This window comes from Roseobacter sp., from assembly GCF_039970775.1.
In the GTDB taxonomy this organism is placed as follows: Bacteria; Pseudomonadota; Alphaproteobacteria; order Rhodobacterales; family Rhodobacteraceae; genus Roseobacter.
In genome coordinates this window covers 31,851-55,421 of the sequence record NZ_JBDVLG010000065.1, presented here as the reverse complement: position 1 = coordinate 55,421, position 23,571 = coordinate 31,851, and the positions used below count along the sequence as shown (strand labels likewise).

Here is a 23,571-nt window from a genome sequence, read left to right as displayed (position 1 = left end):
TCTAAGGGGCTGATCTAGGGCGCATCCGGTCACTATGCACATTTTTTAGGCATTTTACAGGACCAATTGCCTACACCGCCCCGACCCCCTAAATACCGACCTATGTATATTGTGATGCCCCTATGAAAATCGCAGCGCTGATCGTAGCGGCCGGTCGCGGCACCCGCGCCGGGGGTGGGTTGGCCAAACAATGGCGCCCGCTGGCCGGTCACAGCAGCGCCTATTTTGCCATGCGCGCCTTTTCGGACCACCCAAGTATCGACGGGCTGGTGTTGGTTTTGCACCCTGATGATCTTGCGTCAGATATCTGGCCAAAAAACCCGCACGCCCATGCAGTTGCAGGCGGCGCCACCCGCAGCGCATCGGTGCGCGCCGGGCTAGAGGCCTTGGATGACACGATTGATCACGTGTTGATCCACGATGCCGCCCGGCCATGCGTGTCTCGTGCTGTTATCGATGGGGTTATCGCTGCGTTGCACGATGGGCCCGCAGCGGCCCCTGCGGTTGCGGTGGTTGATGCGCTATGGCGCGGCGCGGACGGGCATGTCGCGGGTGCGGTTTCGCGCGCCGGGCTCTACCGGGCGCAAACCCCGCAAGGGTTTCGTTTGGCCGATATCCTTGCCGCACACCGCGCCCACCCCGACGGTGCCGATGACGACGTCGAACTGATGCGCCGCGCGGATGTGCCGGTTGCCATCACCCCCGGCAGCGAAGACAATCTGAAAATCACCCTGCCGGCGGATTTCGCCCGCGCAGAGCGCATATTAAAGGACCAACATGGACATTAGGCTGGGCAATGGATTTGACGTGCACGCGTTTGGCGCGGGCGATCACGTCATCCTATGTGGTGTGAAAATCCCGCACAATCAGGGCCTTGTGGGCCATTCTGACGCGGACGTGGCGCTGCACACGATCACCGACGCGATTTATGGCGCCTTGGCACAGGGCGATATTGGGCAGCATTTCCCCCCCAGTGACCCGCAATGGAAGGGCATGGCAAGCGACGTCTTTTTGCGCCATGCGGTGGCGCTTGCAGGCGACATGGGGTTTGAAATTGGCAACGTCGATTGCACCCTGATCTGCGAACACCCCAAAATCGGCCCTCACGCAGACCCCATGCGCGCGCGCGTCGGGCAGATCATGGGGCTGACGGTTGACCGGGTGTCCGTCAAGGCCACAACATCCGAAAAGCTGGGCTTTACCGGGCGCGGCGAAGGGATCGCATGCATCGCAACCGCCACGTTGGTCAAGCCATGACGCGCATCGCACAGATCACCGGCACGGTTTTTGGCGTCGGCTACATTCGCCCGGCACCCGGCACATGGGGGTCGCTGGTGGCGTTGCCATGGGGGTGGCTTTTGCATGTATTGGGTGGGTTTCCGTTGCTGGTTCTGGGGGCAATCGTGGCGTTTGTCGCCGGGCTTTGGGCCACGCGCGTTATGACCCACGGCAGCGACGATCACGACCCATCGGAAATTGTGGTGGACGAGGTCGTGGGCCAATGGATTGCGCTGATGCCCTTGTCTTATGCCGCGTGGTCGATGGGGTTGGATATTTTGGTGATGTGGCCGGGGTGGGTCGCGGCATTTGCGCTGTTTCGGTTGTTTGATATCACAAAACCGGGGCCTGTTGGCTGGGCGGACAGGCGCGGCGATGCCATGGGGGTGATGTTGGATGATGTCATTGCGGGTATTTTTGCCGCCGCAGGTGTGATGCTGCTGGCCGGTTTCGCGCATGGGGTGTTGATGTGAGCCTTGCCGCGCAGGTTATCGCGGCGGCTAAAACCGCTGGCAAAACTGTCACCGCCGCAGAAAGCTGCACCGGCGGCATGATCACCGCCGCGCTCACCGACGTCGCAGGCGCATCTGCTGTGATAGAGCGCGGGTTCGTGACCTATTCCAACGCGGCCAAAGAAGATATGCTTGGGGTCAGCGCCCGCACGCTTGCGGCACATGGCGCGGTGTCCCAAGAGGTCGCAGCCGAAATGGCGCAGGGCGCGCGCGCGCATGCACGGGCCGATATCGCGGTGTCAGTGACCGGCATCGCGGGGCCCGGCGGGTCCGACCATAAACCCGAGGGGCGTGTGTGTTTTGGCATCAGCGGCCCCAACGGTGTGGCCACGCAAACGGTCGAATTTGGCGCATTGGGCCGCTCGCAGGTGCGCGCTGCGGCGTGTGATCATGCGTTGCAATTGGTGTTGGCGCAGCTTTAGCCTTGGCCGTACAACGCCTCGGCACGGGCTTCAAAGGCGCGCACAATGCGCTGCATGGCCTCGTTGAACACCACGCCAATCAAGCGTTCAAGAATCATGTTTTTAAATGCGAAATCTACGAAAAACTGAACCTCGCACCCGCCGTCCACATCTCGAAATTCCCAGTTTGATTTCATATACTTAAACGGGCCATCTAGGTATTCTGTATCCAGCTTAAGGTCGGCTTCTGTCAACACCACGCGGCTGGTGAACCGTTCACGGAACACCTTGAAACTGACGATCAGATCCGCCTCCATCACCTGCGTATTGCCCTGCGGGGTCACGGATTTGACGCGCGCCGCTGAGCACCACGGCAAAAACTGTGGGTAACGGCCCACATCAGCCACGAGATCATACATTTGTCGGGCGTTATACGGAAGCGTGCGGGTTTCGGCGTGCGTGGGCATTGATTTGTCAGCTTGTGAAGGTTAGCCACCCATGTGCTGTTTCCACTGCCCAAGATCAAGGTCTAACCCATGTCCGCGCGTCCTTATGTCATAGATGAACTGATTTCGGCCAAATCGATCGCCGCCCGCATAGAGGCCTTGTGCCGCGACATTTGCAGTGAATTCAACGACACCAATAAACTGGTCGTTGTCGGGTTGCTGCGGGGCAGTTTTGTGTTCATCGCGGATTTGGTCCGTGAGTTGGATCTGCCCATCGAGGTCGACTTCCTAGAGGCGTCCAGCTATGGTGACGGGATGGAAAGTAGCCGAGAAGTGCGCATCCTCAAGGACTTACGCGGCGCCATCGAAGGGCGCGACGTGCTGGTTGTCGAAGATATCGTCGATACTGGCCACACGCTGAACCACGTCACCCATCTGCTGCAAAGCCGCCATCCCGCGCGCTTGAAATCCATCGCACTGCTGGACAAACCAAGCCGCCGCGAGATTGATTTCAAGGCCGACTGGACAGGCTTTGAAATCCCAGATGAATTTGTTGTGGGGTACGGCATCGATTTTGCGCAACGCAATCGCAACCTGCCCTATATCGGCAAAGTGCGATTTACCGATTCCCCGGATTCTTAGTTCAACGTGGCCGCACCGGGCGCGCGCGACGGCCCAGATGTGTCTTGAGTATCCCGCGCGATGATCGCAAAAATAGCATCGTTAATATGATGGGACGCGACATCATAACGCGCGCTGTCGAGCGCCGCATTTATGTCGCGGAGTGCCAAAATTGCCCAATGAGTATCCGTCATATCGCCAGCCCTAGAGAAATGTTATCGCTAGCGTGGGCTATACAGACCCGATGCGGCGCGTGTCACGGGAATGGCGCAGTGACTTTCCCCCAATGACGTTACGTAACAGTCGTTCAGGCAATCCCAAGCTTGCGATTGCGCGCGGTGCGTAACTGGGCAAAATCATCCCCTGCATGGTAGGATGAGCGCGTCAACGGTGTGGCCGAGACCATCAAAAACCCTTTGCCATAGGCTGATTTTTCATAGGCGGCGAATTCATCAGGGTGCACAAAACGGTCCACGCGGTGGTGTTTGGGCGTGGGCTGCAGATACTGCCCGATGGTCAGAAAATCGATATCGGCTGCACGCATGTCTTCCATCACTTGGATCACCGATTGTTTGTCTTCGCCCAAACCAACCATAATGCCTGATTTGGTGAACATCGACGGGTCGAGCTCTTTGACCCGTTGCAACAACCGCAGGGAATGGAAATACCGCGCACCCGGCCGCACCTCGGGGTAAAGCCCCGGCACAGTTTCAAGGTTGTGGTTGAACACATCGGGGCGCGCCTCGACGACCACTTCTAGCGCTTCGGGGGTACATTTGATGAAATCCGGTGTCAGGATCTCGATTGTGGTGTTTGGGCTGCGGTGCCGAACCGCGCGAATCGTCTGGGCGAAATGATCCGCCCCGCCGTCCTCGACATCGTCGCGGTCCACCGAGGTTATCACCACATGGTTCAAACCCAGCTTTTCCACCGCATGCGCAACCCGACCCGGCTCGAATGCATCGAGTGCTTCGGGCGGTTTCCCGGTGGCGATGTTGCAAAAACTGCACGCGCGGGTGCAGACCTCGCCCATGATCATCATGGTCGCGTGGCCTTGGCTCCAACATTCGCCCACGTTTGGGCAGCCGGCTTCTTCGCACACGGTGACCAATTTATTGTCCCGCATGATGCGTGCGGTTTCGGCGTACCCTTGTCCGCCGGGGGCTTTTACGCGAATCCACGCAGGCTTTTTGGGCTGCGGGTTGTCTGGGCGCCGTGCCTTTTCGGGGTGGCGTTGTTCGGGGATTTTCAGGTCGCGGGGGGCCATGAACCATACTCCTGCAGCTGCAGATGTGTCAGACACCCGCCGTTCCCTCTTTGTAAACGAAGTCGCGGGTAAGGTTCAACCGGGCCGAACCCCTCAAAACGCATGACTGATGTGCGCCTGACACGCATGAAAAAAGGGACCGTTCCAAGAACGATCCCCTCAAAAAATATAAATGCGCGCCAGCATGTTACCCGATGAGCGGCCCGCCCGGCCCGATGGTTTCATCATAGTGACGTTTCAACCGCATAAGCGCGATTCGCAGGACGATCTTGCCCGACCGCGCCGACCAGCCGAGCTTTTTCTCGGCGGTTTCAAGGCCCTCAAGGTAGCAGCAGCAGCGCAGCGCCACATCCGACAACCCCGGCCCCAGATCTGCCAGCGCATCAGCCACCCGTTTGCGCGCACGCGACGGGCCATCGCCCACACCGCTGTCGGGCGCAAAGCCACCGCTTGCACCGGATGTCAGAAACCGGTCCCAATTTTGCGCAACGCTCGGGCCCATTTGGGCCAACTCAAAATCCTCGCGCAGGCGTTCGCCGACGGTCACCAGATCATCCGTCAGAAAGGTTTCGCCGTTTTTGTCGCGCCGCCGCGCCAATGCCGTCAGCGGGCTTTCAGCCAGATTGTACCGCATCCGTCGCGGACGACCGGTATCAACATCGGGCAAGGTTTTTTCACCCCACGTGCGGTGTTGCCCGGCAAAATCGCTTTGCGCTTCGGCAAAACCGCCCGCCGTCGTGACGCCTGCATCATCCAGCATATTTTCCAACGCCGCCCGCCCCGTTGCGGTGATGGTATAACGCGTGATTTTGCCGGTGGTTTGGGCTGTAATCCACTCTTTCAAAGCCATCGCTTCGGCGATTTGGCGCGACACAACCCCCGTCCGCGTGGCCTGCCCGCCGACGCCGTCGCGCACGATCACGGCCTTTTCCATCTCAGCCGCGACGGCCAAAACAGCGCCAGTTTCGCATAATCTGCGCAAAATGCGCGCGCCTTCGGCCATCAATGTTGTTTCGTTGGGAGGGGTGTCTGCATCCACATCGGGTGCAGTGATACGGTCCTGGAAGCTCATAAGAGATACGTCCTTCTGGTTGTCTTTGCCAGTATCGGAACGAGGAACAAAATGGGCCGCACCCAAGGTTTTGAGGGCGGCGTCAACCAATGGATCATCGCGCCGGGTCTCCACCCGTCTGATTTGGCGCAAAATTGTCGAGGCATGGCATCCGGCAGCCCGCGCAAGTGCACGAATTGGAAGCCCTGCTTCGGTATGCGCCAAATAAACCTGCGCCGCGGCGGGTACCCAGTCGGGCAATCCAGCCTGTGGTGGGTTACATGCGTGTGTCGGCAACATTTCCAGCTCTTTCATGAGATGAGATCCAGTGACATGACGTACCTTGGTTGTGTTTAGAATAATTACCACAACCTAAAGATGATTTAGTTACCCGTTCGTTAACAATTTCTGATTTGAGAATTATTCTAGCTAAATTATAAACAGTATTTACCCATCCGAACGGACGAAGCTCGCTGGGCGCAACAGCTCAGGGCGGCGTGGGGCGATCGGTGTCGAAATCGCAGCCTGCACGACGGCCGGGTGAGAAATCTTGCACGACATCAGAGTCTTAACAACTCCCTAACCTGTCCGAGCGTGCCACCGTGCAACAGCGCAACGCGGCCATTTGGCGTGTAGGTTTGTCTCAGCTGGGCACCAAGCTCACGGGGAACGAACGTACAAAGGAAGATACCATGCAAGATCTGCTTTCAATGCTGCACGCCATCCGCCGCCCTCAACTGTTGATGCGTGCCGCGCGTATCGGTGCGGAAGATTACCGTCGGTCGGTGCATCTGCCACGTCTTTTGGGGTATGGTGTGTTGCCCCGGCATGGTGCAGCCCTGTTCAAGCTGATCGAGATCGAAGCAGAGCTGAACGGCCAGCGCACAGGAGGCGATACCAGCTATAGTCTGATCCGCCATGTGGATGTATTGATCGCGATGCTGGGCGAAGCCCGCGTATTACGGGCCTCGCAAACGGCATAGAGGTTACATAAAGCTATCAGGTTCCTGCGCTTTCTTGCGCACGATAAAGTCCGTAAGTGCCTCGTCTATCGCCGGATCAAGCGGCGGTTGCTGGTAGTCACCGAGCATTTTCTCGACACGCAGGCTGGCAAGGGCTTGGGTGTCACGCGCGCCTTCGTCTTCCCAGGTCTCGAAGGGTTTGTAATCGAGAAGGTCGGACTTCCAGAAGGCGGTTTTGAAATGCTCTTGGGTGTGTGCGCACCCAAGGTAGTGCCCGCCGGGGCCAACCTCGCGGATGGCATCCAAGGCTTGGGCGCTTTCGTCCATCGACACCCCCTGCGCCAAATGGTGCAAGGTGCCCAGCTGGTCGGCATCCATGACGAATTTCTCGAACGAAGACACCAGCCCCCCTTCGAGCCACCCGCAAGAGTGCAGCATGAAATTCACCCCAGACAGCAGCCCCATATTCAGACTGTTTGATGTCTCGTAGGCGGCCTGTGCATCGGGCAGTTTCGACCCGCAAAACGACCCGGCAGACCGGTACGGCAACCCCATGCGCCGCGCCAATTGGCCCGCGCCATAAGTGATATGCGCGGCTTCGGGGGTGCCAAAGGTCGGTGCGCCCGAATTCATATCAATCGATGTGACGAACGCGCCCATCACCACCGGCGCCCCCGCGCGGATCAACTGACTGTAGGCAATGCCCGCCAGACATTCCGCCATCACTTGCGTCAACGTGCCCGCAACCGACACTGGCGCCATGGCACCACCGACAATAAACGGCGATATAATACAGGCCTGATTGTTGCGCGCGTAAACCTCAAGCGACCCCATCATCACATCATCAAATGTCATGGGCGAATTGATGTTAATCAACGACGTCATGACCGTGTTTTGCTGCACGAACTCTTTGCCAAACAAAACCTCGCACATTTCAACCGAATCCTGTGCGCGGCTGGGTTCGGTCACCGACCCCATAAACGGTTTGTCGCTAAGCGTCATATGCGCATGCAGCATGTCCAAATGGCGCTTGTTTACCGGCAGATCGGTGGGTTCGCACACGGTACCGCCCGAATGGTGCAACCACTTGGACATATACCCCAGCTTCACGAACTTGCGGAAATCTTCCATCGTGGCGTACCGACGCCCCGCAGTGGCATCGCGCACAAACGGCGGGCCATAGACAGGCGCCAACACCAAGGATTTCCCGCCCACCTGCACCGTCCGGTCTGGGTTGCGTGCATGTTGGGTGTAGGTTGCGGGGGCGGTTTTGCACAATTGACGGGCCAGCCCACGTGGGATGCGGACGCGTTCGCCCTCAACATCGGCGCCTGCCGCGCGCCAACGCGCCAATGCGGCGGGGTTTTCGACAAAATTGACGCCAATCTCTTCGAGCACCGTTTCGGCGTTGGTCTCGATGATCTCCAACGCTTCTTCTGTCAGAACTTCGAAATTGGGGATGTTGCGTTCAATAAATCGCGCAGTCTCGAACGATACGGCGCTGCGTGCTGCGCGCCGGGCTGCCCCGCCGCCGCCCCGTCCCCGTCTGCGTTGTGCTTCTTCGGCCATATCGATACCCCCGGTCACTTGCCTGCGCCCGGTGCTAGCGCATTCCCCGCGTCGCGTTCGCACCAGAACGGCCTTGCAGGGCAAAAAGCGACATGACGCGCACCCGTGATACGATTATCTGCCCCGCCAGGCCGATGCAGCCTCTGCACACCCTTGCCACTTGGCGCCGCCGGGCCTAATCAGCACCTATGAACACACCAGATCACGACCGCCTTCTTATTATAGACTTTGGCAGCCAGGTAACGCAGCTTATTGCGCGCCGCCTGCGCGAGCTAAACGTCTATTGTGAAATCCACCCGTTCCAGATGGTGACTGACGCGTTTCTCGCTGACTTCGCCCCAAAGGCGGTTATTTTATCAGGCGGTCCGGCCTCGGTGTTTGCCGATGGCGCGCCGATGCCGCCCAAAACGGTTTTTGATCTGGGCGTGCCGATCTTGGGCATTTGCTATGGCCAACAGGTGATGATGCATTGCCTTGGCGGCACCGTTGATCGCGGCCACGGCACGGCAGAATTCGGGCGCGCCTATGTGACGCCCGAAGACCGCGAACTGGCCTTGCTGCAGGGATGGTTCGAAGCCGACCGCGAGCAGGTCTGGATGAGCCACGGCGATCACGTCAGCGCCATCGCGCCGGGGTTCGAGGTCTTTGGGACCTCGCCCAACGCGCCCTTTGCGATCACCGCTGATACCGACCGTAATTTTTACGCCGTGCAGTTCCACCCCGAGGTTCACCACACGCCAAATGGCGCCAAACTATACGAGAATTTCGTTCGTTTGGCAGGCTTTAGCGGCGATTGGACGATGGGTGCCTACCGCGAAGAGGCGATCCAGCGCATTCGCGATCAGGTGGGCGATGGCAAGGTCATCTGCGCGTTGTCGGGCGGGGTTGATAGCTCTGTTGCGGCGGTGTTGATCCACGAAGCGATCGGCGATCAGTTGACCTGCGTATATGTCGATCACGGTTTGATGCGCAAAGACGAAAGCGAACAGGTCGTGGGCATGTTCCGCGAACACTACAACCTGCCGCTGATCCATGCGGACGAATCAGAGCTGTTTTTAGGCAAGCTTGACGGGGTGTCCGACCCCGAAACCAAACGCAAAATCATCGGTGGGCTGTTCATCGAGGTCTTTGAAAAGCACGCCAAAGAGATCGGTGGCGCGGATTTTCTGGCGCAAGGCACGCTGTACCCGGATGTGATCGAATCGGTCTCGTTTAGTGGTGGCCCGTCGGTGACGATCAAATCGCACCACAACGTAGGCGGCCTGCCCGACCGGATGAACATGCAGCTGGTCGAACCCCTGCGCGAACTTTTCAAGGACGAGGTCCGCGCCTTGGGCCGTGAATTGGGGCTGCCGCCATCGTTTATCGGGCGTCACCCCTTCCCCGGCCCCGGTCTGGCGATCCGCTGCCCCGGTGAGATCACCCGCGCCAAGCTTGATATTCTGCGCGAGGCCGATGCCGTCTATATCGACCAGATCCGCAAGCACGGTCTTTATGATGAAATCTGGCAGGCGTTCGTGGCGATCCTGCCGGTGCGTACCGTGGGCGTCATGGGCGATGGCCGCACGTATGATTACGCCTGCGCGTTGCGCGCCGTGACATCCGTTGACGGGATGACCGCAGATTATTACCCTTTTACCCATGAGTTTCTGGGCGAAACCGCAACGCGGATCATCAACGAAATACCCGGCATCAACCGGGTCACTTACGATATCACGTCCAAACCTCCGGGCACGATTGAATGGGAATAACGACATGATGCATATGGCGCAGTGGCCATGGCGACTACCCGGATTGGCCGACTAGGCCAGCCCGTCGCCGTATCCGCACTCCCACAAGCATCAAGGTTTTCCCATGTCATCTACCCTCAAGGCCGCGTTTTGGATGGGCGGCGCGATCGTGTCGTTTTGTACTATGGCGGTTGCTGGCCGCGAGGCGTCTGCGCAGCTCGATACCTTTGAAATCATGGTGTATCGCAGCCTAATCGGTATGATCATCGTGGTGGTGTTGGCTGGGGTTTTCGGGACGTGGCGGCAGATCAACCGCGCTAACCTGACCGCACATACCCTACGCAACATGGCGCATTTCACCGGCCAAAACCTGTGGTTTTACGCCGTTACCGTGATCCCACTGGCGCAGGTCATCGCGTTGGAATTCACCTCGCCGCTCTGGGTCATCGTGCTGTCCCCGCTGATCTTGGGGGAACGGCTGACGCTGGTGCGGACTGTTGCCGCCATCGTGGGCTTTGTCGGCATCCTTATCGTGGCGCGCCCCGATATGGCCGGGCTCAACGCGGGCGTTATAACTGCGGCCTGTTCGGCGATTTTCTTTGCGTTGACGATCATGTTCACCAAACGGCTGACGCGCACGCAGACCATCACCTGCATCTTGTTCTACCTGACCACCATGCAGCTGGTGATGGGCGTGGTTTTAGCGGGCTATGATGGTGATATCGCGGTGCCCAACGCCGACGTCCTGCCCTATGTTCTCATGATCGGATGTGCCGGTTTGCTGGCGCATTTCTGCATGACCAACGCACTGGCCATTGCGCCTGCGACGGTCGTGGTACCCATCGATTTCATCCGCCTGCCAACCATCGCCGTGATCGGTATGGTGCTGTATAACGAGACCGTCGACATCTGGGTGTTTCTGGGCGCTTTGATCATTTTTGCGGGCAATTACCTCAATATTTGGGCCGAAACCCGCCAAAAACCCTGATTTTACGTCAGGTCACACCTATGGCTTCCCCTGCGTCATTAATTGACGCAAGCTGAATTCGTGCTTAGTTCCGGGAACCCGCCGAAAATTGGTTAACATGGGCTGGGACGTCTTCTGGGGAGGAGATAATATGAAACATTCTATAAAAAGCGCAGCCGCGCTGTGTCTGGTGGCAGGGGGCGTCGACGCCGGCGCACTGGACAGAACCGGACAACCAGTGGACGTGCTGTTTGAAGACGGCCGCTACATTGAATTCAGCTTTGCAGCAGTGTCCCCCGATCTTTCGGGGCGGTCTATATCCGCATTTCCGAACGGCACAGGATCTGGCGATATATCACCGAGTTACTTTCAATTCGCCGGGGCCTACAAGGCAGACATTAATGGCCGATGGTCTTACGCATTGATCCTCGATGAACCGTTCTTGGCTGATGTGAGCTATCCAGTGGGTACTGGGTATTTCGCGGCTGGCTCCAGCGCCGAGTTCAACTCAGTCGCACTAACGGGCTTGTTGCAATATAATGTGCAAAACGGCGTCAGCGTCTATGGCGGTTTACGTCTGCAACGGGTCGACGCTGACGCCGAAATTATTTTTGCAGGACTAGCCTCACTCAGTGGTGGCTACACTGTGGTCGCCGATGGCGATTTCGGGCTGGGCTATGTTGCCGGGGTTGCATACGAACGCCCCGATATCGCTTTGCGGGTGTCATTGACCTACAATTCAGAGGTCAGCCACAGGAATGAAACAACCGAGAATTCAGCCGCGCTTGGCGGCCCCAATTCTTCAGTCACCGAATTTGAAACACCTCAGTCTGTGAACCTGGCATTTCAAACGGGCATAGCCCAAGATACTCTACTGTTTGGTGGCATGCGTTGGGTCGACTGGTCAGATTTCGAACTGACGCCTACAAACTATAGCACGCTGACAGGTGGCGCGTCGCTATTGAGCTATGCCGAGGATGTTTACACCTACACCCTAGGTGTGGGTCGTCGCATCAATAACACGTGGTCAGTTGCCGCTTCTATTGGCTATGAGGAAACCCAAGGCAACCTTTTCACCAATCTCGGGCCCTCAGATGGCCAGCGGAGTGTCGGCCTCGCCGCGATTTACACCCAAGGCAACATGAAGGTAACCACCGGAATCCGCTACGTCCGGATCGGTGACACCACAACCGGCGTGGGCGGCGCCGCTGCTGCATCATTTGAAAACAACGACGCTATCGCCTTTGGTATGAAGATCGGCTACACTTTCTAAATACTAGATTTCCGAACAAACCCGAAAGCCCCGTAGACCACTATCTACGGGGCTTTCGTGCATGATCCGGGTGGCTCATCCGCGCGCGCGCGCCTAGGGTCGCGATATGACACAACAGATGACCCTTTCGCCGAAAACATGGGCCGCACTTATCGTGCTTGCATTTATTTGGGGCGCGTCGTTTCTGTCTATCCGCATCGCGCTGGACGAAATCCCACCGCTGACATCTATCGCGCATCGCACCTTCTGGGCGATGTTGGTGTTGTGGGGGGTGGTGTGGGCGATGGGCTTACCCGTCCCACGCGATTTCGCCCGGTGGCGCGCGTTTTTGATCATGGGGCTGCTAAACAACGCCATCCCCTTTGGGTTGATGGCTTGGGGGCAGCTTTATGTGGAAACCGGTCTGACATCGATCCTCAATGCGGCAACGGCGGTGTTTGGTGTTTTGGTGGCGGCGCTATTTTTCGCGGATGAACGTCTGAGCCCGCGCAAAATGATCGGTGTCGCCTTGGGGTTTGCCGGTGTTGCCACGGCCATCGGGCTGGAAAACTTCCGCAGCTTTGATCTGCGGTCATTGGCGCAATTGGCGATCCTGACGGGCACGATGGCATACGCATTGGCGGGGGTTTGGGGCCGCAAAACCCTGTCTGGCCTGCCGCCACAGGTGGCCGCCGCGGGTATGCTCACGGGGGCCACGGCGATCACCCTGCCCTTGGCCGTCATCATTGATGGGCCCGTGCAGCTGCACCTCACGGGGCCCACAGTCCTCGCGATTGGCTATTATTCGATCATCGCGACTGCGGGGGCCTATCTTCTGTATTACTACGTCTTGGCCCGCGCAGGCAGCGGCAACCTGTTGCTGGTCACGCTGTTGATCGCCCCAATCGCGATCACATTGGGCGCGCTGGTGCGGCACGAAACGCTCGGCCCGAACGCGTATTTGGGGTTTGGCATTCTGGCGCTGGGTCTTGCGGTGCTGGACGGGCGGCTTTGGGCGGCTTTCGGCAAGGGCCAAAAACACCCGCCGATTGATTGACCCCCCGACAGGGGGCCGCTAGGACGGAATTCTATCATCGCCGTCAGGACGCACCCCATGCTTTATTCATCTGCCGCCGAATGGCGTGCCGCCCCGCGCAAATCCGTTTTGGTCTATGGCATGTCGGGATTAGGCAAGACCCATATGTCGAACCTGCTGCGCGCCAGCGGTGATTGGTTTCACTATTCCATCGATTACCGCATCGGCACCCGGTATATGGGCGAATACATCGCCGACAACGCCAAGGCCGAGGCGATGAAGGTTCCGTTTTTGCGTGAACTGTTGATGAGCGATAGCATCTACATCGGCTCAAATATCACCTTTGACAACCTGGCCCCTGTGGCCACGTATTTGGGCAAACCCGGTGACCCGGCCAAGGGCGGCTTGCCCATCGGCGAGTACAGCCGCCGCCAAGAACAGTTTCGTCAGGCAGAGATCTCTGCGCTCTATGATACCGCGCATTTTTCACAGCGCGCCGAAGCCTTGTATGGCTACCCGAATTTCATTTGTGACACTGGCGGGTCGATCTGCGAATGGGTGGATGCCAAAGATGACACAGACGAGATGCTGCGCGATTTGGCCCAACATTGCCTGCTGATCTGGATCAAAGGCGACGAGGCACACACCCAAGAACTGATCCGCCGGTTTGATCGCGCGCCCAAACCCATGGCCTATCAGCCTGAATTTCTGTTACGCGTCTGGCAGGAATACCTAAGCGAAAACAATGTTCAAGAGGCCGATGTTGACCCAGATACCTTTGTGCGGTTCACCTATGCGCGCGCGCTGGCGCACCGCCAGCCCCGGTATGCAGCCATGGCCCGTTGGGGGGTGACTGTCACGGCCGATGAAGTGTCGGCCTTGTCGACACCGCAAGATTTCGAAGCGCTTATTGCCGATCGGTTGTAAGATCGTTCACCCATCTGTGCATACAGTGCCCCTTGAGAGACAACACCCGACACCCTATCTGACTGATCTCATCACAGACCGGACCTTGTTCATGCCTATCAAGATACCAGCAACCCTGCCCGCCTATGACGTTCTGACCCGCGAAGGCGTCATGGTTCTGGACGAAGACGCAGCCGCGCGCCAAGATATCCGGCCCCTGCGCATCGGGTTGCTGAACTTGATGCCGCAAAAAATCCAGACGGAAACCCAGTTTGCCCGGCTGATCGGCGGGACCCCCCTGCAGATCGAACTGACCTTGATCCGCATGTCTGAACACCAGACCAAAAACACCGCCGCCGCCCACATGGAGAGCTTTTACCGCCCCTTCCAAGAGGTCAAAGCCGAAAAGTTCGACGGGCTAATCATCACCGGCGCACCGATCGAACATATGCCGTTTCAGGATGTCACCTATTGGGACGAACTGCGCGAGGTGATGGATTGGACCCAAACCAACGTGCAGTCGACCTTTGGGGTGTGCTGGGGCGGCATGGCGATGATCAACCATTTCCACGGCGTTAAAAAACACATGCTGGATGCCAAACTGTTTGGCTGCTTTCGTCACCGCAACCTAGAACCCGCATCGCCCTATTTGCGTGGGTTTTCAGACGACTGCGTGATCCCCGTCTCCCGTTGGACGGAGATGCGCCAAGACGAAATAGATGCCGCCGATGGGCTGACCACATTATTGGGCAGCTCCAAAACCGGGCCCGGCTTGGTGCAAGACCGCGCGCATCGGGCGCTCTATATTTTTAACCACTTCGAATATGACAGTGACACCCTGAAACACGAATACGACCGCGATTTGGCCTCTGGCACGCCAATCAACGTCCCGTCGCATTACTATCCCAAAGACGACCCAACGCGGCAACCGCTCAATCGGTGGCGCAGTCACGCGCATCTGCTCTATGGCAACTGGCTGACCGAGGTATATCAAGACACGCCCTATGATATTGATGCGATTGGCTGTTAAAATCATGGGGATCATGCTGCTTGTGGGGGTCGTGTTCGCCGCGCTGACCCACGTTATTGCCAGCCTTCGCGAGACCCGGATAACCAACAACACACCCCCTTCGGGCCAATTTATCACGGATGGTGACCGCCGTATTCACGTGCAGGTCATGGGGGCAGGCCCCGATTTGGTGATGATCCATGGGGCGTCGGGTAGCCTGCGAGAATTTACCTTTGATCTCGCGCATCGCCTAAAGGACCGCTACCGGGTTGTCCTGCTGGACAGGCCGGGCATGGGCTATACGGACCGGGCTGCGCGCAGGTTTCAAAAACCGCTCAGCAGGGCCGCGGAATCGCCTCTGGAACAGGCCCAAATGCTGCAAATCGCCACCGATGTATTGGGGGTGAACAACCCGATTGTTCTGGGGCATTCGTTTGGCGGCGCCGTGGCGTTGGGCTGGGCCCTGTCGCGCCCCGATGACACGGCGGCGTTGGTGCTGGTGGCCGGGGCCTCTCAACCCTGGCCCGGCGGGTTAGATCTGCAGTACCGGTTGATGGATACAACGCTTGGCAATCTGCTGATCCCGCCGCTGGTCGCCGCATTTACCCCGCACACCGTCCTCCATACCGCCGTTAAAAGAGTCTTTGCCCCCGAAATCACACCCGCCGGATACCTTGACCACATCGGCACAGACCTCGCATTGCGTCGGTCGACCTTTCGGGCCAACGCCCAGCAGGTCAACGGGTTGCGCCCCCATGTCGTCGATATGTCTGCGCTGTATCAAACCCTGTCTCTGCCGGTCGAGATCTTGCATGGCACCGCAGATGTGATCGTCCCGCTCGAGATCCACAGCGCCCCTTTGGCGCGCCAAATTCCCGGTGCCGCCCTGACGGTTCTGGACGGTGTGGGGCATATGCCACACCAAACCGCCCCAGAGGCCGTTGCGGCCGCAATTGACCGCGCCGCCGCACGCGCGGGTTTGCGTTAAACCCTGTAACATCCCATACAGGGTGCCAGACCCTATGCCCCGGAGGCCCCCATGGACCTGCCCTTTGATGGTGCAATCAGCCGATTTTTTGACACCGAAGCCCCCAACGATATACGTGATGCGATCAACAATGCCCATAAGGGCGATATTCTATCGGCCACCTATCCCCATACCGACCGGCTGGGGCGCAAGTCTTACGAAGCCGACCTTGCCGCATTGCAGATCGAATTGGTTAAGCTACAGGCTTGGATAAAAACCAGTGGCGCGCGTGTGGCATTGGTCTTTGAGGGGCGCGACGGTGCGGGCAAAGGCGGCACTATCGCGCGATTTCGGGCCAATCTAAACCCGCGTGGCGCGCGGATCGTCGCGCTGTCCAAACCCACCGAGGCCGAGGCCGGTCAATGGTACTTTCAACGGTATACTGCGCATCTGCCCACCGAAGGGGAACTCGTGTTTTTTGACCGCAGTTGGTACAATCGCGGTGTGGTCGAACATGTGTTCAACTTTTGCAGCCCCACCGAACGGTCATTGTTCTTTGAACAAGTGGCCCCGTTTGAAGACATGTTGGTCAAGGACGGTGTGCATCTGTTCAAATTCTGGCTGAACGTCGGACGTGCCGAACAATTGCGCCGGTTGCTGAGCCGCGAGAGCGATCCGTTGAAACAGTGGAAGCTTAGCTCTATCGATGTGAAAGGCCTGCAACGTTGGGACGCTTATTCTCAGGCGATCTCCGAAACGCTGGCAAAAAGCCACAGCGCTCAAGCGCCCTGGACGATTGTGCGCTCGGACGACAAACGCCGCGCACGGCTCAACGCGATCCGCACCGTGCTGCATGGTTTAGATTATGACAACAAAGATGCGCGGGCCATCGGGCAGATCGACACATCTATCTGTGGTGGGCCGGATATCTGGGATGCCTAAACGCGGCTACCACCACGGCAACCTGCGCCAAGCATTGATTGATGCAGCCTTGCTGCTGATCGAAGTACGTGGACCCATGGGTTTTACCCTTTCTGAGGCTGCCAAAAAGGCTGGCGTCACGCCCGCCGCCGTGTATCGCCATTTCGAAGGGCGCGAAGACCTCATTGCGGAAGCTGCCCTGCAAGGCTACGGGATCTTCGCAGACTTAATGCAACGCGCCTATGACAGCGGACAACCCTCTGCTTTGGCTGCATTTTCCGCAACTGGCCGCGCGTATCTGGCCTTTGCGCGCACGTACCCCGGCCACTATATCGCGATGTTCGAAAGCGGTGTTTCGATCAACCGCACCCCTGATTTGGCCGCCGCAGCCGCGCGCGCCAATGACGTGCTAGAACAAGCCGCAGCCGACCTGAGCCAACATATACCCGCCGACAAACGCCCACCTGCGTCGATGTTTTCGGCCCATATCTGGGCGCTAAGCCACGGCGTAGTGGAATTATTTGCGCGCAACTCACCGGGCCGTGCATCACCGTTTCCTGCCGATGATCTGTTGGAAACCGGCGTCGGGATCTATTTGCGCGGCCTTGGCCTCATCACCTGCGACGACTGATCACGCGGCCAAATACGGCCGCAACGCAGCAACTTCTTTGGCCTTCAATGTCATGGAGGCCGTTGCCCCGAATGCATCATACCCCGCCTCAAGCGACGGAAACATCGACTGCAATTCACCGCGCGGCGCGAGCTCCAGCGCCGAGGCGGATTGTTCTGCATAAAAGAAACTTTCGCTCAGCGCGCCATTTGACCGTACAATCTGATGATTGTCGAACATGAAATGCGTATAATGAACAGTCTCGCGCGTTTCGATGCGCACGCCGGGCATCCCCACCAAATGTTTGGCCGCCACCAACACTTCGGCTTTGCCAAACAACACTTCGGCCATGGCGTTTTCGATCCACATCCGATGTTGTTGTGACACCACCAACGGCTGATCGTTGCCTAAAACACCGGCGTCAAAAACCACGGGGGCGTAGTCGCCCTGCCCTGCAACCGTGGTGTGCGCGACCCAACGCACAGGCATCGGCCCGCCCGCTTTGGTCCACAAAACCTGACCAACCTCAATGTCTTGTGCGGCGATGGTGCCTGTGGGCGTGTCAATCAACGTGCCTCGCGCAAAACACGGCACAAAGGTGTTATAAGCCGATGACCCATTGTTAGTGCCGTTGACCTTCACGTAGGACGTGCCGTTTTCCAACGCCGAGGTGGTCGAATAGCCCCAGATGTCTCTGAAATCGCCCCCTTGGGAATACACATTCAGGGTGATGATCGGCCCTACTTGGTTGCCGCTATCGTCCAATTCGCGCAATTGAATGATCGATTCAGACTCAACCCGCGCGCCGTCGTCAACCAATCCGTTGCCATCAACGATCCGGTGCTGGTTCACGCGGTCGTCATCAAACACATCAGGGTTTCCGCCGGTATCATCAAGGCTCACCACCTGCGCGCTCCCTGCGGTATATTGAAAAACTGTCCCGTTGGGTGTGTCGGAGTTGTTGATAATCGCATTCCCAACGAGGCTCGCATTGCTGCTGGAGGTCGCGACGAAATTCTCGTTGTCGAATGCCAAAAACGTTCTAAGCACCATGAAATTCTACCTTTGCATCCCCCACACACAGCATCTGTACTATATTTGTACCGCGAAACGAACCCTATCATGCGGAAAGATCGCAGCCGTTGTGTTATTCATGCCAGTCTCGGTGTTAGATGAGGGACCTTCCCGAGGTATCGATATTGGAAATAGTGCCGACGCCGCCTGTAGGTTTCGCCGCTATGTTACCTCTCCCCGGCGCGTTCAAGAGGCATCAAGGGGTTCGGACCATTCCGAAATTTCGTTTTTCGATGCCAGCCTGCCATTTGGCGCGCAATTGATCAGAGAAGAACGTATGCTGGCCGCGTCCTTCATGTTTCGACACATAAAGCGCCACATCGGCATCTTTTAAGAGCTGGTCGGGTGATGGGAGTGGGTAATTTACCGACAATGTTGTCCCCGCACTGCCTGAGACATCACAGCGTTCGCCTTGGAAAAACAAGGGCTCGCTCAACCGCTCAATGATTCGCGATGCGATACCCTCAATGATCCTTTCTTCTTCAACATCGCGCAGAATAAGGACAAATTCATCGCCGCCTGCCCGTGTGACGATATCATGACCCCGGACTTCGTTTAGCATGATGCGGGCAACCTGCTGCAAGACGTAGTCACCCGCCGCGTGACCGGTCGTGTCATTGACTGCCTTGAAATGGTCCAGATCCAACTGCATCAGCGCAAAGTTTTCACCATGCGAGATGAGATCTCTGAGGATCTGGTTCATGCCACGGCGATTTTTAAGGCCCGTCAATGCGTCCGTGAGCGCTTGTTCTTCGGCGACAACCCGCGCGCCCTGCAACCGTTGGTTCAGTTGCTGAGACGCGTCCATCGCTGCAGATTTGGCTTCGACGAGATACAGCAGCTCAACCGCCAAATCCGTCACAGCAAAATCCGCAGCTGTCAGATCGTAGTCACGCACAGCATCAACCACAGAAATGCCAAAAGACAGGTCGATAACTGTCAGGTCGGCGGTCGGACCGTCTATCAAAACCCCCTTTACCTCACGGAATGGGGCGCTTCTTAGCTGCAAATGCAACTTCGCACCGGCCTTTGCGCGCAAGGCGTCCAGCGTGCGCACCTCGTGCGGTCGTTTTATCTCAAACACATCCAAGAAACCCTGGCCGATCAACGCACCGTCTCCGAAGAGCTTAAGCGCCGTTGGTCCAGCCGAGCAGACCTGGCCTGTCTCGTCCAAAACCATGTGCATTGGACACAAAACATCCAGCATTTTATGAAAAGAAGGCGTTTCGGTCATGATACTTGTGCGCTCAACTCAAACCCGCGGCCTTCGGCAAATTCTGTGTCGAGCAACGCAACCGAGATCGTTTCTACTCCGTCTGCCTGACCTCTATAGTCAAGAAAAACCAGCGCGCCGTAATCATCCGCCATGCCGCGCAAAACGCCCATAAACAAATGTCCACTGCCCGGTATGTTGCCGACGCAGGTTAGACAATACGCATGGGCATCAACTTGGCGTAATTCCAACTGTGGCAGCACAAGGCCAGATACGGCCAGCCGCGCCCGGTCTGGCAAATCGTCAAGAGAGTGCAGAAAATCAAGGAAATCCACGCCGCCAAAGCGCAACAACCGGCGCAACGGCTCCAGATTTGGGTGCGACACAAGATACGTCCCGATGTCTTCCATCAGTTCGTTGCGAGACCTGTCAAGCACCTCGCAGACGGCGTCCAACACGCGTTCGGTTAGCTCGTCATCGTAATTCAACATAGGTTCGAAGTCGACAAAGCCGACCTTGGCGCGACGTGCCGCAACCACCCATTTTGATGCACCATAACTATCAACAACAAAGCGCTGTATGGCCCGGTTTACCAACCCTTGCATGATCGCCTCACTCACAAACGTAGGCCGAACATGGAGCGCATGCGTTAATAAATACAAAACGCGGGCATATTTTGACCAACATCCAGCGCGCGCGCCGCCAAACATTGCGCTGGCTGCACATGAATTACGCACCAAAACAGGCGCGCGTTTTGCGCCCACGTCTGCGCTGTCTAGGTGACCTGCGCGTCAATCCATTCAGGCAGTTGCGAAATATCGTCCAGAACGACATCTGCGTAGGGCGCCAAGTCATCGCGTGTGGCGAGGCCTGTCAAAACGCCCACACGCCGCATTCCCGCCGTGCGCCCGGCGAAAAGATCATGTGTGCTGTCGCCCACCATAACAACCTGCTGCGGCTCAAGATCAACTGCCTTGGCAAAGCCCAATAGCTGCCCGGGCGCGGGTTTTCCGCCATAGCCGCTGTCAAACCCTGCAATGAAATCAAACAGATCCACCACACCCGCGCGATTCAGATGCACTCGCGCCGGGGCCTCTGCGTCATTGGTGGCAACCCCCAACGCAAGGCCGCGCGCGCGCAAGTCGCGTAGATACGGGCCCAACGGCAAGACTTCGGCTTGCGGTGCTTGTTGTGCTTCGGTGTTCAGCAGATCGCACAGGCTGTCGCGCGAATGATCGGGCAGATCCGGCAACAACGCAGTCGCGATATCATCCGGTGTTCCGGCAATCACGATACTATTGGGGGCAAACCGCTGACGGGCGTGGTCAAAGCCGATGTGTGCGCCCAACGCGGCGGCCTGCGCAGGTGTCTCGGTGATCCGGTTTAAAAATGACGCGGCCCAGGTTTCCCACGTGGAGGAGAAATCGAACAATGTACCGTCTTTGTCGAAAAGAACGCCTTTGATTTTACTCATGTCCAACTGACCTGCTCCCCACCCGGCAACGCCTGACGCGCCAACATCGGTGTATCATAGGACACCCCGATCGCGTCGCACACCCGGACCACCCACGCATCATCCATCATGACAAAGTCCAAAACCGACCCCAAAAACGCGGGGTCCGTGGCACCTGCGCGCAGATCAGTCTCGCTGGCCCCGCTGGCGCCCAGAAAAACCGGTAGCAAATCTTCGTCTGCGGCTAGCCACCCCAACACCTTTAAACCCAGAACTTCGGCAGTTTCTTGCGTATACATTATCGATTGCCTACAAATTGCATCAGACTTGAAACGCTTTGTTAACCAAATTCGGCGCAATGTCGACGAATAGGAATAAACCCTTGAGAGGACGCACGGGCGTGCAAGGAAAAATACTCATTGTTGACGCGATTTCGACAAATCGCATCGTGTTAAAGGTAAAACTCGCATCGGCTTTTTACGAAGTTATCCAAGCTTCGACAGCCGATGAAGCCTGTGTCGCGGCGTTACGCCACGACCCTGACCTAATCATATCGGCCATGGCCTTACCGGACTGTGACGCGGCAGAACTGTGCCGCCGTCTGAACCGCAGCCCGCAAACACGTGCTATCCCGATGATGGTGGTTGGCTGTCGGCCACATGCCGACACCCGATTGAAAGCGTTGGAGGCGGGTGTGCAAGATGTCATGCTCAAACCTATCGACGATACCCTTCTTCTGGCGCGGGTCCGCAGCCTGATCCGTGCCCACAACTCAGCGGCGGAATGGCAAATGCGTGATGATACCTCCCGAGCTTTGGGATTTGCGGAAGACACTATGGATTTTGGCCCTCCGGGGCGTGCAGTTCTGGTGGGGTCTGACCCCCATACCGCGCATAATTGGATCAACCAATTGCGCACCCAGTTACGCACCACTCTGAGTTTTACCACACCAGAAACCGCATTGCGGGATCTGTCGCCGGGCAAAGTGCCGGATGTGTTTATTCTGACCCTGTCCGAAGAAGACACCAGCACCAGTGACGTATTGCGTCTGTTGGCGGCCATTCGCGCCACGGCAATCACGCGGCATGCGGGGATCCTCGTGCTGCAAACGCGGCCTGACCCCGGTTTGGGTGCCTATGCGCTTGATCTTGGTGCAGATGACCTGATGACAGACGGGTTTCATGTGCCCGAACTGACATTGCGCGTCAAAGCGATGCTGCGGCGCAAACGCATTGCCGACCAGCTGCGCGCCACTGTGCGCACCGGGTTGAAGGCTGCGGTGTCTGATCCTTTGACGGGGCTACACAATCGCCGCTATGCGATGCCGCATTTGGCCCGTGTCGCCGAGCATTCCGCCGCTACCGGGCGCAGTTTTGCTGTGATGGTCGCCGATCTGGATCACTTCAAACAGATCAACGACCAATACGGTCACGCATCGGGTGATGCCGTTTTGATCGAGACCGCACAACGGCTGCGCGACAATCTGCGCGGCGTCGATTTGATTGCCCGAATAGGTGGTGAGGAGTTCTTGATTGTGATGCCCGCTACTCCTCTCTCTGAGGCGCGTGTTGCGGCCAGTCGCCTGTGCCGCAAGATCGGCGGGCGTGGGTTTATCGTGCCGGGATCGGACGAAGAGATCAAGGTCACCGTGTCGATTGGCGTGACCATTGGCGGTATGCGCAACCCGCAGCGCAACAGTGTCCCGCAAGACGCGAATATGTTGATCGATGCGGCGGACAAAGCGCTGTATGCGGCGAAAATGCAGGGGCGCAATCAGGTCAATCTCAACCGCCCTGCCGCCTAACCCAGAATACCTTACAAGCGCCGGTTAATCCCGGCGCTTGGGCCCTCGGCGCAACACCTCTTCGACGGCTTGCGCATATGCGGCCCGCGCGTCAGGCGACATATCGGTTACCACACCAAGCCACGCCTCCTGCGCAGATTTCTGCACCTCGAGGGTCGTGGCTGTTTGTTTGCCCAACGCCGCAGCAAGGGCCGTCGCATCAAACGGTGTGGCCCGTAGCGCGCTCACCACATCAAGATAAAGCGCACGGCGTGCGGCGCGGTCAGGCACTCCTGCGTCGCGCCCCTGCCGCACAGCATCGCTGACTGCGCGCCGATCTTCGGGCGGCAACGCGATCATATATGGCAAACCATAGGCGCCAAACCCGGCCCCGCGCGGCCCACCTGGCCCCCGCTCACCATGGCGCAAGGCGGCCCCTGCCACCAGACCGCCAACCGCAAGGTTCAATGCCAACGAAACGCCCAAGATGATCTTGATCCGGCGCGAGGCCACTGGCCGTGGTTTATCTGTGTGCTGCATCTC

The 23,571-nt window shown here is 57.9% G+C and carries 27 protein-coding genes; 16 read left to right on the top strand and 11 right to left on the bottom strand.

Annotated features, from left to right (window positions below; all coding sequences use genetic code 11):
* Positions 1-122: 122 nt before the first annotated feature.
* The 4 genes from ispD to ABJH13_RS17910 are packed head-to-tail and all read left to right on the top strand — an operon-like array spanning position 123 to position 2,212.
* On the top strand, positions 123-788 hold the full coding sequence (gene ispD / locus ABJH13_RS17925) for a 2-C-methyl-D-erythritol 4-phosphate cytidylyltransferase (protein WP_348407591.1): 666 nt from the start codon (positions 123-125) through the stop codon (positions 786-788).
* Positions 778-1,257: a 2-C-methyl-D-erythritol 2,4-cyclodiphosphate synthase gene (gene ispF / locus ABJH13_RS17920; protein WP_348407590.1), complete on the top strand. Its 480-nt coding sequence runs from the start codon at positions 778-780 to the stop codon at positions 1,255-1,257. Before ispD ends, ispF begins: the two co-directional genes overlap by 11 nt.
* A complete protein-coding gene (locus ABJH13_RS17915) occupies positions 1,254-1,751 on the top strand; it encodes a phosphatidylglycerophosphatase A (protein WP_348407589.1) in 498 nt (165 codons plus the stop codon). Before ispF ends, ABJH13_RS17915 begins: the two co-directional genes overlap by 4 nt.
* Positions 1,748-2,212 (top strand): CinA family protein, encoded by a 465-nt coding sequence (locus ABJH13_RS17910; RefSeq protein WP_348407588.1) that lies wholly within the window; start codon positions 1,748-1,750, stop codon positions 2,210-2,212. The genes ABJH13_RS17915 and ABJH13_RS17910 overlap by 4 nt, the downstream gene beginning before the upstream one ends.
* Here the strand turns inward: ABJH13_RS17910 and ABJH13_RS17905 are convergent.
* Positions 2,209-2,658 carry a type II toxin-antitoxin system RatA family toxin gene (locus tag ABJH13_RS17905; protein WP_348407587.1) on the bottom strand — a complete coding sequence of 150 codons (450 nt, stop codon included), beginning with the start codon at positions 2,656-2,658 and terminating at the stop codon, positions 2,209-2,211. The genes ABJH13_RS17910 and ABJH13_RS17905 overlap by 4 nt on opposite strands.
* A gap of 69 nt (positions 2,659-2,727) precedes the next feature.
* Here ABJH13_RS17905 and hpt point away from each other — a divergent pair, with 69 nt between their 5' ends.
* A complete protein-coding gene (gene hpt / locus ABJH13_RS17900; RefSeq protein WP_348407586.1) occupies positions 2,728-3,279 on the top strand; it encodes a hypoxanthine phosphoribosyltransferase in 552 nt (183 codons plus the stop codon).
* Here the strand turns inward: hpt and ABJH13_RS17895 are convergent.
* The 3 genes from ABJH13_RS17895 to ABJH13_RS17885 all read right to left on the bottom strand — a co-directional run bounded on the left by ABJH13_RS17895 (position 3,276) and on the right by ABJH13_RS17885 (position 5,891).
* Entirely contained in the window at positions 3,276-3,452 is a 177-nt protein-coding gene (locus ABJH13_RS17895) for a hypothetical protein (protein ID WP_348407585.1), read from the bottom strand. The genes hpt and ABJH13_RS17895 overlap by 4 nt on opposite strands.
* Positions 3,453-3,565: 113 nt before the next feature.
* The gene (gene lipA / locus ABJH13_RS17890; RefSeq protein WP_348407584.1) at positions 3,566-4,525 is read right to left on the bottom strand and encodes a lipoyl synthase; all 960 of its coding nucleotides are present in this window, start codon (positions 4,523-4,525) and stop codon (positions 3,566-3,568) included.
* A 187-nt stretch (positions 4,526-4,712) separates the two neighbouring features.
* Positions 4,713-5,891 (bottom strand): DUF6456 domain-containing protein, encoded by a 1,179-nt coding sequence (locus tag ABJH13_RS17885; RefSeq protein ID WP_348407583.1) that lies wholly within the window; start codon positions 5,889-5,891, stop codon positions 4,713-4,715.
* Positions 5,892-6,268: 377 nt separating this feature from the next.
* Here ABJH13_RS17885 and ABJH13_RS17880 point away from each other — a divergent pair, with 377 nt between their 5' ends.
* A complete protein-coding gene (locus tag ABJH13_RS17880; RefSeq protein ID WP_348407582.1) occupies positions 6,269-6,559 on the top strand; it encodes a DUF6477 family protein in 291 nt (96 codons plus the stop codon).
* A gap of 3 nt (positions 6,560-6,562) precedes the next feature.
* Here the strand turns inward: ABJH13_RS17880 and ABJH13_RS17875 are convergent, their stop codons facing one another.
* On the bottom strand, positions 6,563-8,107 hold the full coding sequence (locus ABJH13_RS17875) for a trimethylamine methyltransferase family protein (RefSeq protein WP_348407581.1): 1,545 nt from the start codon (positions 8,105-8,107) through the stop codon (positions 6,563-6,565).
* Positions 8,108-8,295: 188 nt separating this feature from the next.
* Here ABJH13_RS17875 and guaA point away from each other — a divergent pair, with 188 nt between their 5' ends.
* The 9 genes from guaA (at position 8,296) to ABJH13_RS17830 (ending at position 17,526) form a co-directional block, all read left to right on the top strand.
* Entirely contained in the window at positions 8,296-9,858 is a 1,563-nt protein-coding gene (guaA, locus tag ABJH13_RS17870) for a glutamine-hydrolyzing GMP synthase (protein ID WP_348407580.1), read from the top strand.
* Positions 9,859-9,961: 103 nt separating this feature from the next.
* Positions 9,962-10,825 carry a DMT family transporter gene (locus ABJH13_RS17865; RefSeq protein WP_348407579.1) on the top strand — a complete coding sequence of 288 codons (864 nt, stop codon included), beginning with the start codon at positions 9,962-9,964 and terminating at the stop codon, positions 10,823-10,825.
* A 130-nt stretch (positions 10,826-10,955) separates the two neighbouring features.
* Positions 10,956-12,077 (top strand): outer membrane protein transport protein, encoded by a 1,122-nt coding sequence (locus tag ABJH13_RS17860; RefSeq protein WP_348407578.1) that lies wholly within the window; start codon positions 10,956-10,958, stop codon positions 12,075-12,077.
* Positions 12,078-12,183: 106 nt separating this feature from the next.
* On the top strand, positions 12,184-13,113 hold the full coding sequence (locus ABJH13_RS17855; RefSeq protein WP_348407577.1) for a DMT family transporter: 930 nt from the start codon (positions 12,184-12,186) through the stop codon (positions 13,111-13,113).
* Positions 13,114-13,170: 57 nt separating this feature from the next.
* Positions 13,171-14,019, top strand: a complete 849-nt coding sequence (locus tag ABJH13_RS17850) for an ATPase (protein WP_348407576.1) — start codon at positions 13,171-13,173, stop codon at positions 14,017-14,019.
* A 91-nt stretch (positions 14,020-14,110) separates the two neighbouring features.
* Positions 14,111-15,028, top strand: a complete 918-nt coding sequence (metA, locus tag ABJH13_RS17845; RefSeq protein WP_348407575.1) for a homoserine O-succinyltransferase — start codon at positions 14,111-14,113, stop codon at positions 15,026-15,028.
* A complete protein-coding gene (locus ABJH13_RS17840; protein WP_348407574.1) occupies positions 15,003-15,995 on the top strand; it encodes an alpha/beta hydrolase in 993 nt (330 codons plus the stop codon). The genes metA and ABJH13_RS17840 overlap by 26 nt, the downstream gene beginning before the upstream one ends.
* Before the next feature lie 51 nt (positions 15,996-16,046).
* A complete protein-coding gene (gene ppk2, locus ABJH13_RS17835; RefSeq protein WP_348407573.1) occupies positions 16,047-16,916 on the top strand; it encodes a polyphosphate kinase 2 in 870 nt (289 codons plus the stop codon).
* Positions 16,909-17,526 carry a TetR/AcrR family transcriptional regulator gene (locus ABJH13_RS17830; RefSeq protein WP_348407572.1) on the top strand — a complete coding sequence of 206 codons (618 nt, stop codon included), beginning with the start codon at positions 16,909-16,911 and terminating at the stop codon, positions 17,524-17,526. Before ppk2 ends, ABJH13_RS17830 begins: the two co-directional genes overlap by 8 nt.
* Here ABJH13_RS17830 and ABJH13_RS17825 read toward each other — a convergent pair whose 3' ends face one another.
* From ABJH13_RS17825 to ABJH13_RS17805, 5 genes are all read right to left on the bottom strand, one after another.
* The gene (locus tag ABJH13_RS17825) at positions 17,527-18,558 is read right to left on the bottom strand and encodes a Hint domain-containing protein (protein WP_348407571.1); all 1,032 of its coding nucleotides are present in this window, start codon (positions 18,556-18,558) and stop codon (positions 17,527-17,529) included.
* 217 nt (positions 18,559-18,775) lie between these two features.
* Positions 18,776-19,813 carry a GGDEF domain-containing protein gene (locus tag ABJH13_RS17820; RefSeq protein ID WP_348407570.1) on the bottom strand — a complete coding sequence of 346 codons (1,038 nt, stop codon included), beginning with the start codon at positions 19,811-19,813 and terminating at the stop codon, positions 18,776-18,778.
* Entirely contained in the window at positions 19,810-20,397 is a 588-nt protein-coding gene (locus ABJH13_RS17815) for a heme NO-binding domain-containing protein (protein ID WP_348407569.1), read from the bottom strand. The genes ABJH13_RS17820 and ABJH13_RS17815 overlap by 4 nt, the downstream gene beginning before the upstream one ends.
* A 170-nt stretch (positions 20,398-20,567) precedes the next feature.
* Entirely contained in the window at positions 20,568-21,266 is a 699-nt protein-coding gene (locus ABJH13_RS17810; RefSeq protein ID WP_348407568.1) for an HAD family hydrolase, read from the bottom strand.
* The gene (locus tag ABJH13_RS17805) at positions 21,263-21,547 is read right to left on the bottom strand and encodes a DUF3572 domain-containing protein (RefSeq protein ID WP_348407646.1); all 285 of its coding nucleotides are present in this window, start codon (positions 21,545-21,547) and stop codon (positions 21,263-21,265) included. The genes ABJH13_RS17810 and ABJH13_RS17805 overlap by 4 nt, the downstream gene beginning before the upstream one ends.
* A 98-nt stretch (positions 21,548-21,645) precedes the next feature.
* Between ABJH13_RS17805 and ABJH13_RS17800 the strand changes: the two genes are divergently transcribed.
* Positions 21,646-23,049, top strand: coding sequence for a diguanylate cyclase (locus ABJH13_RS17800; RefSeq protein WP_348407567.1), 1,404 nt, complete (start codon positions 21,646-21,648; stop codon positions 23,047-23,049).
* A gap of 24 nt (positions 23,050-23,073) precedes the next feature.
* On the opposite strand, the gene ABJH13_RS17795 is transcribed toward ABJH13_RS17800, so the two are convergent.
* Positions 23,074-23,568, bottom strand: coding sequence for a periplasmic heavy metal sensor (locus tag ABJH13_RS17795; RefSeq protein WP_348407566.1), 495 nt, complete (start codon positions 23,566-23,568; stop codon positions 23,074-23,076).
* Positions 23,569-23,571 lie beyond the last annotated feature (3 nt).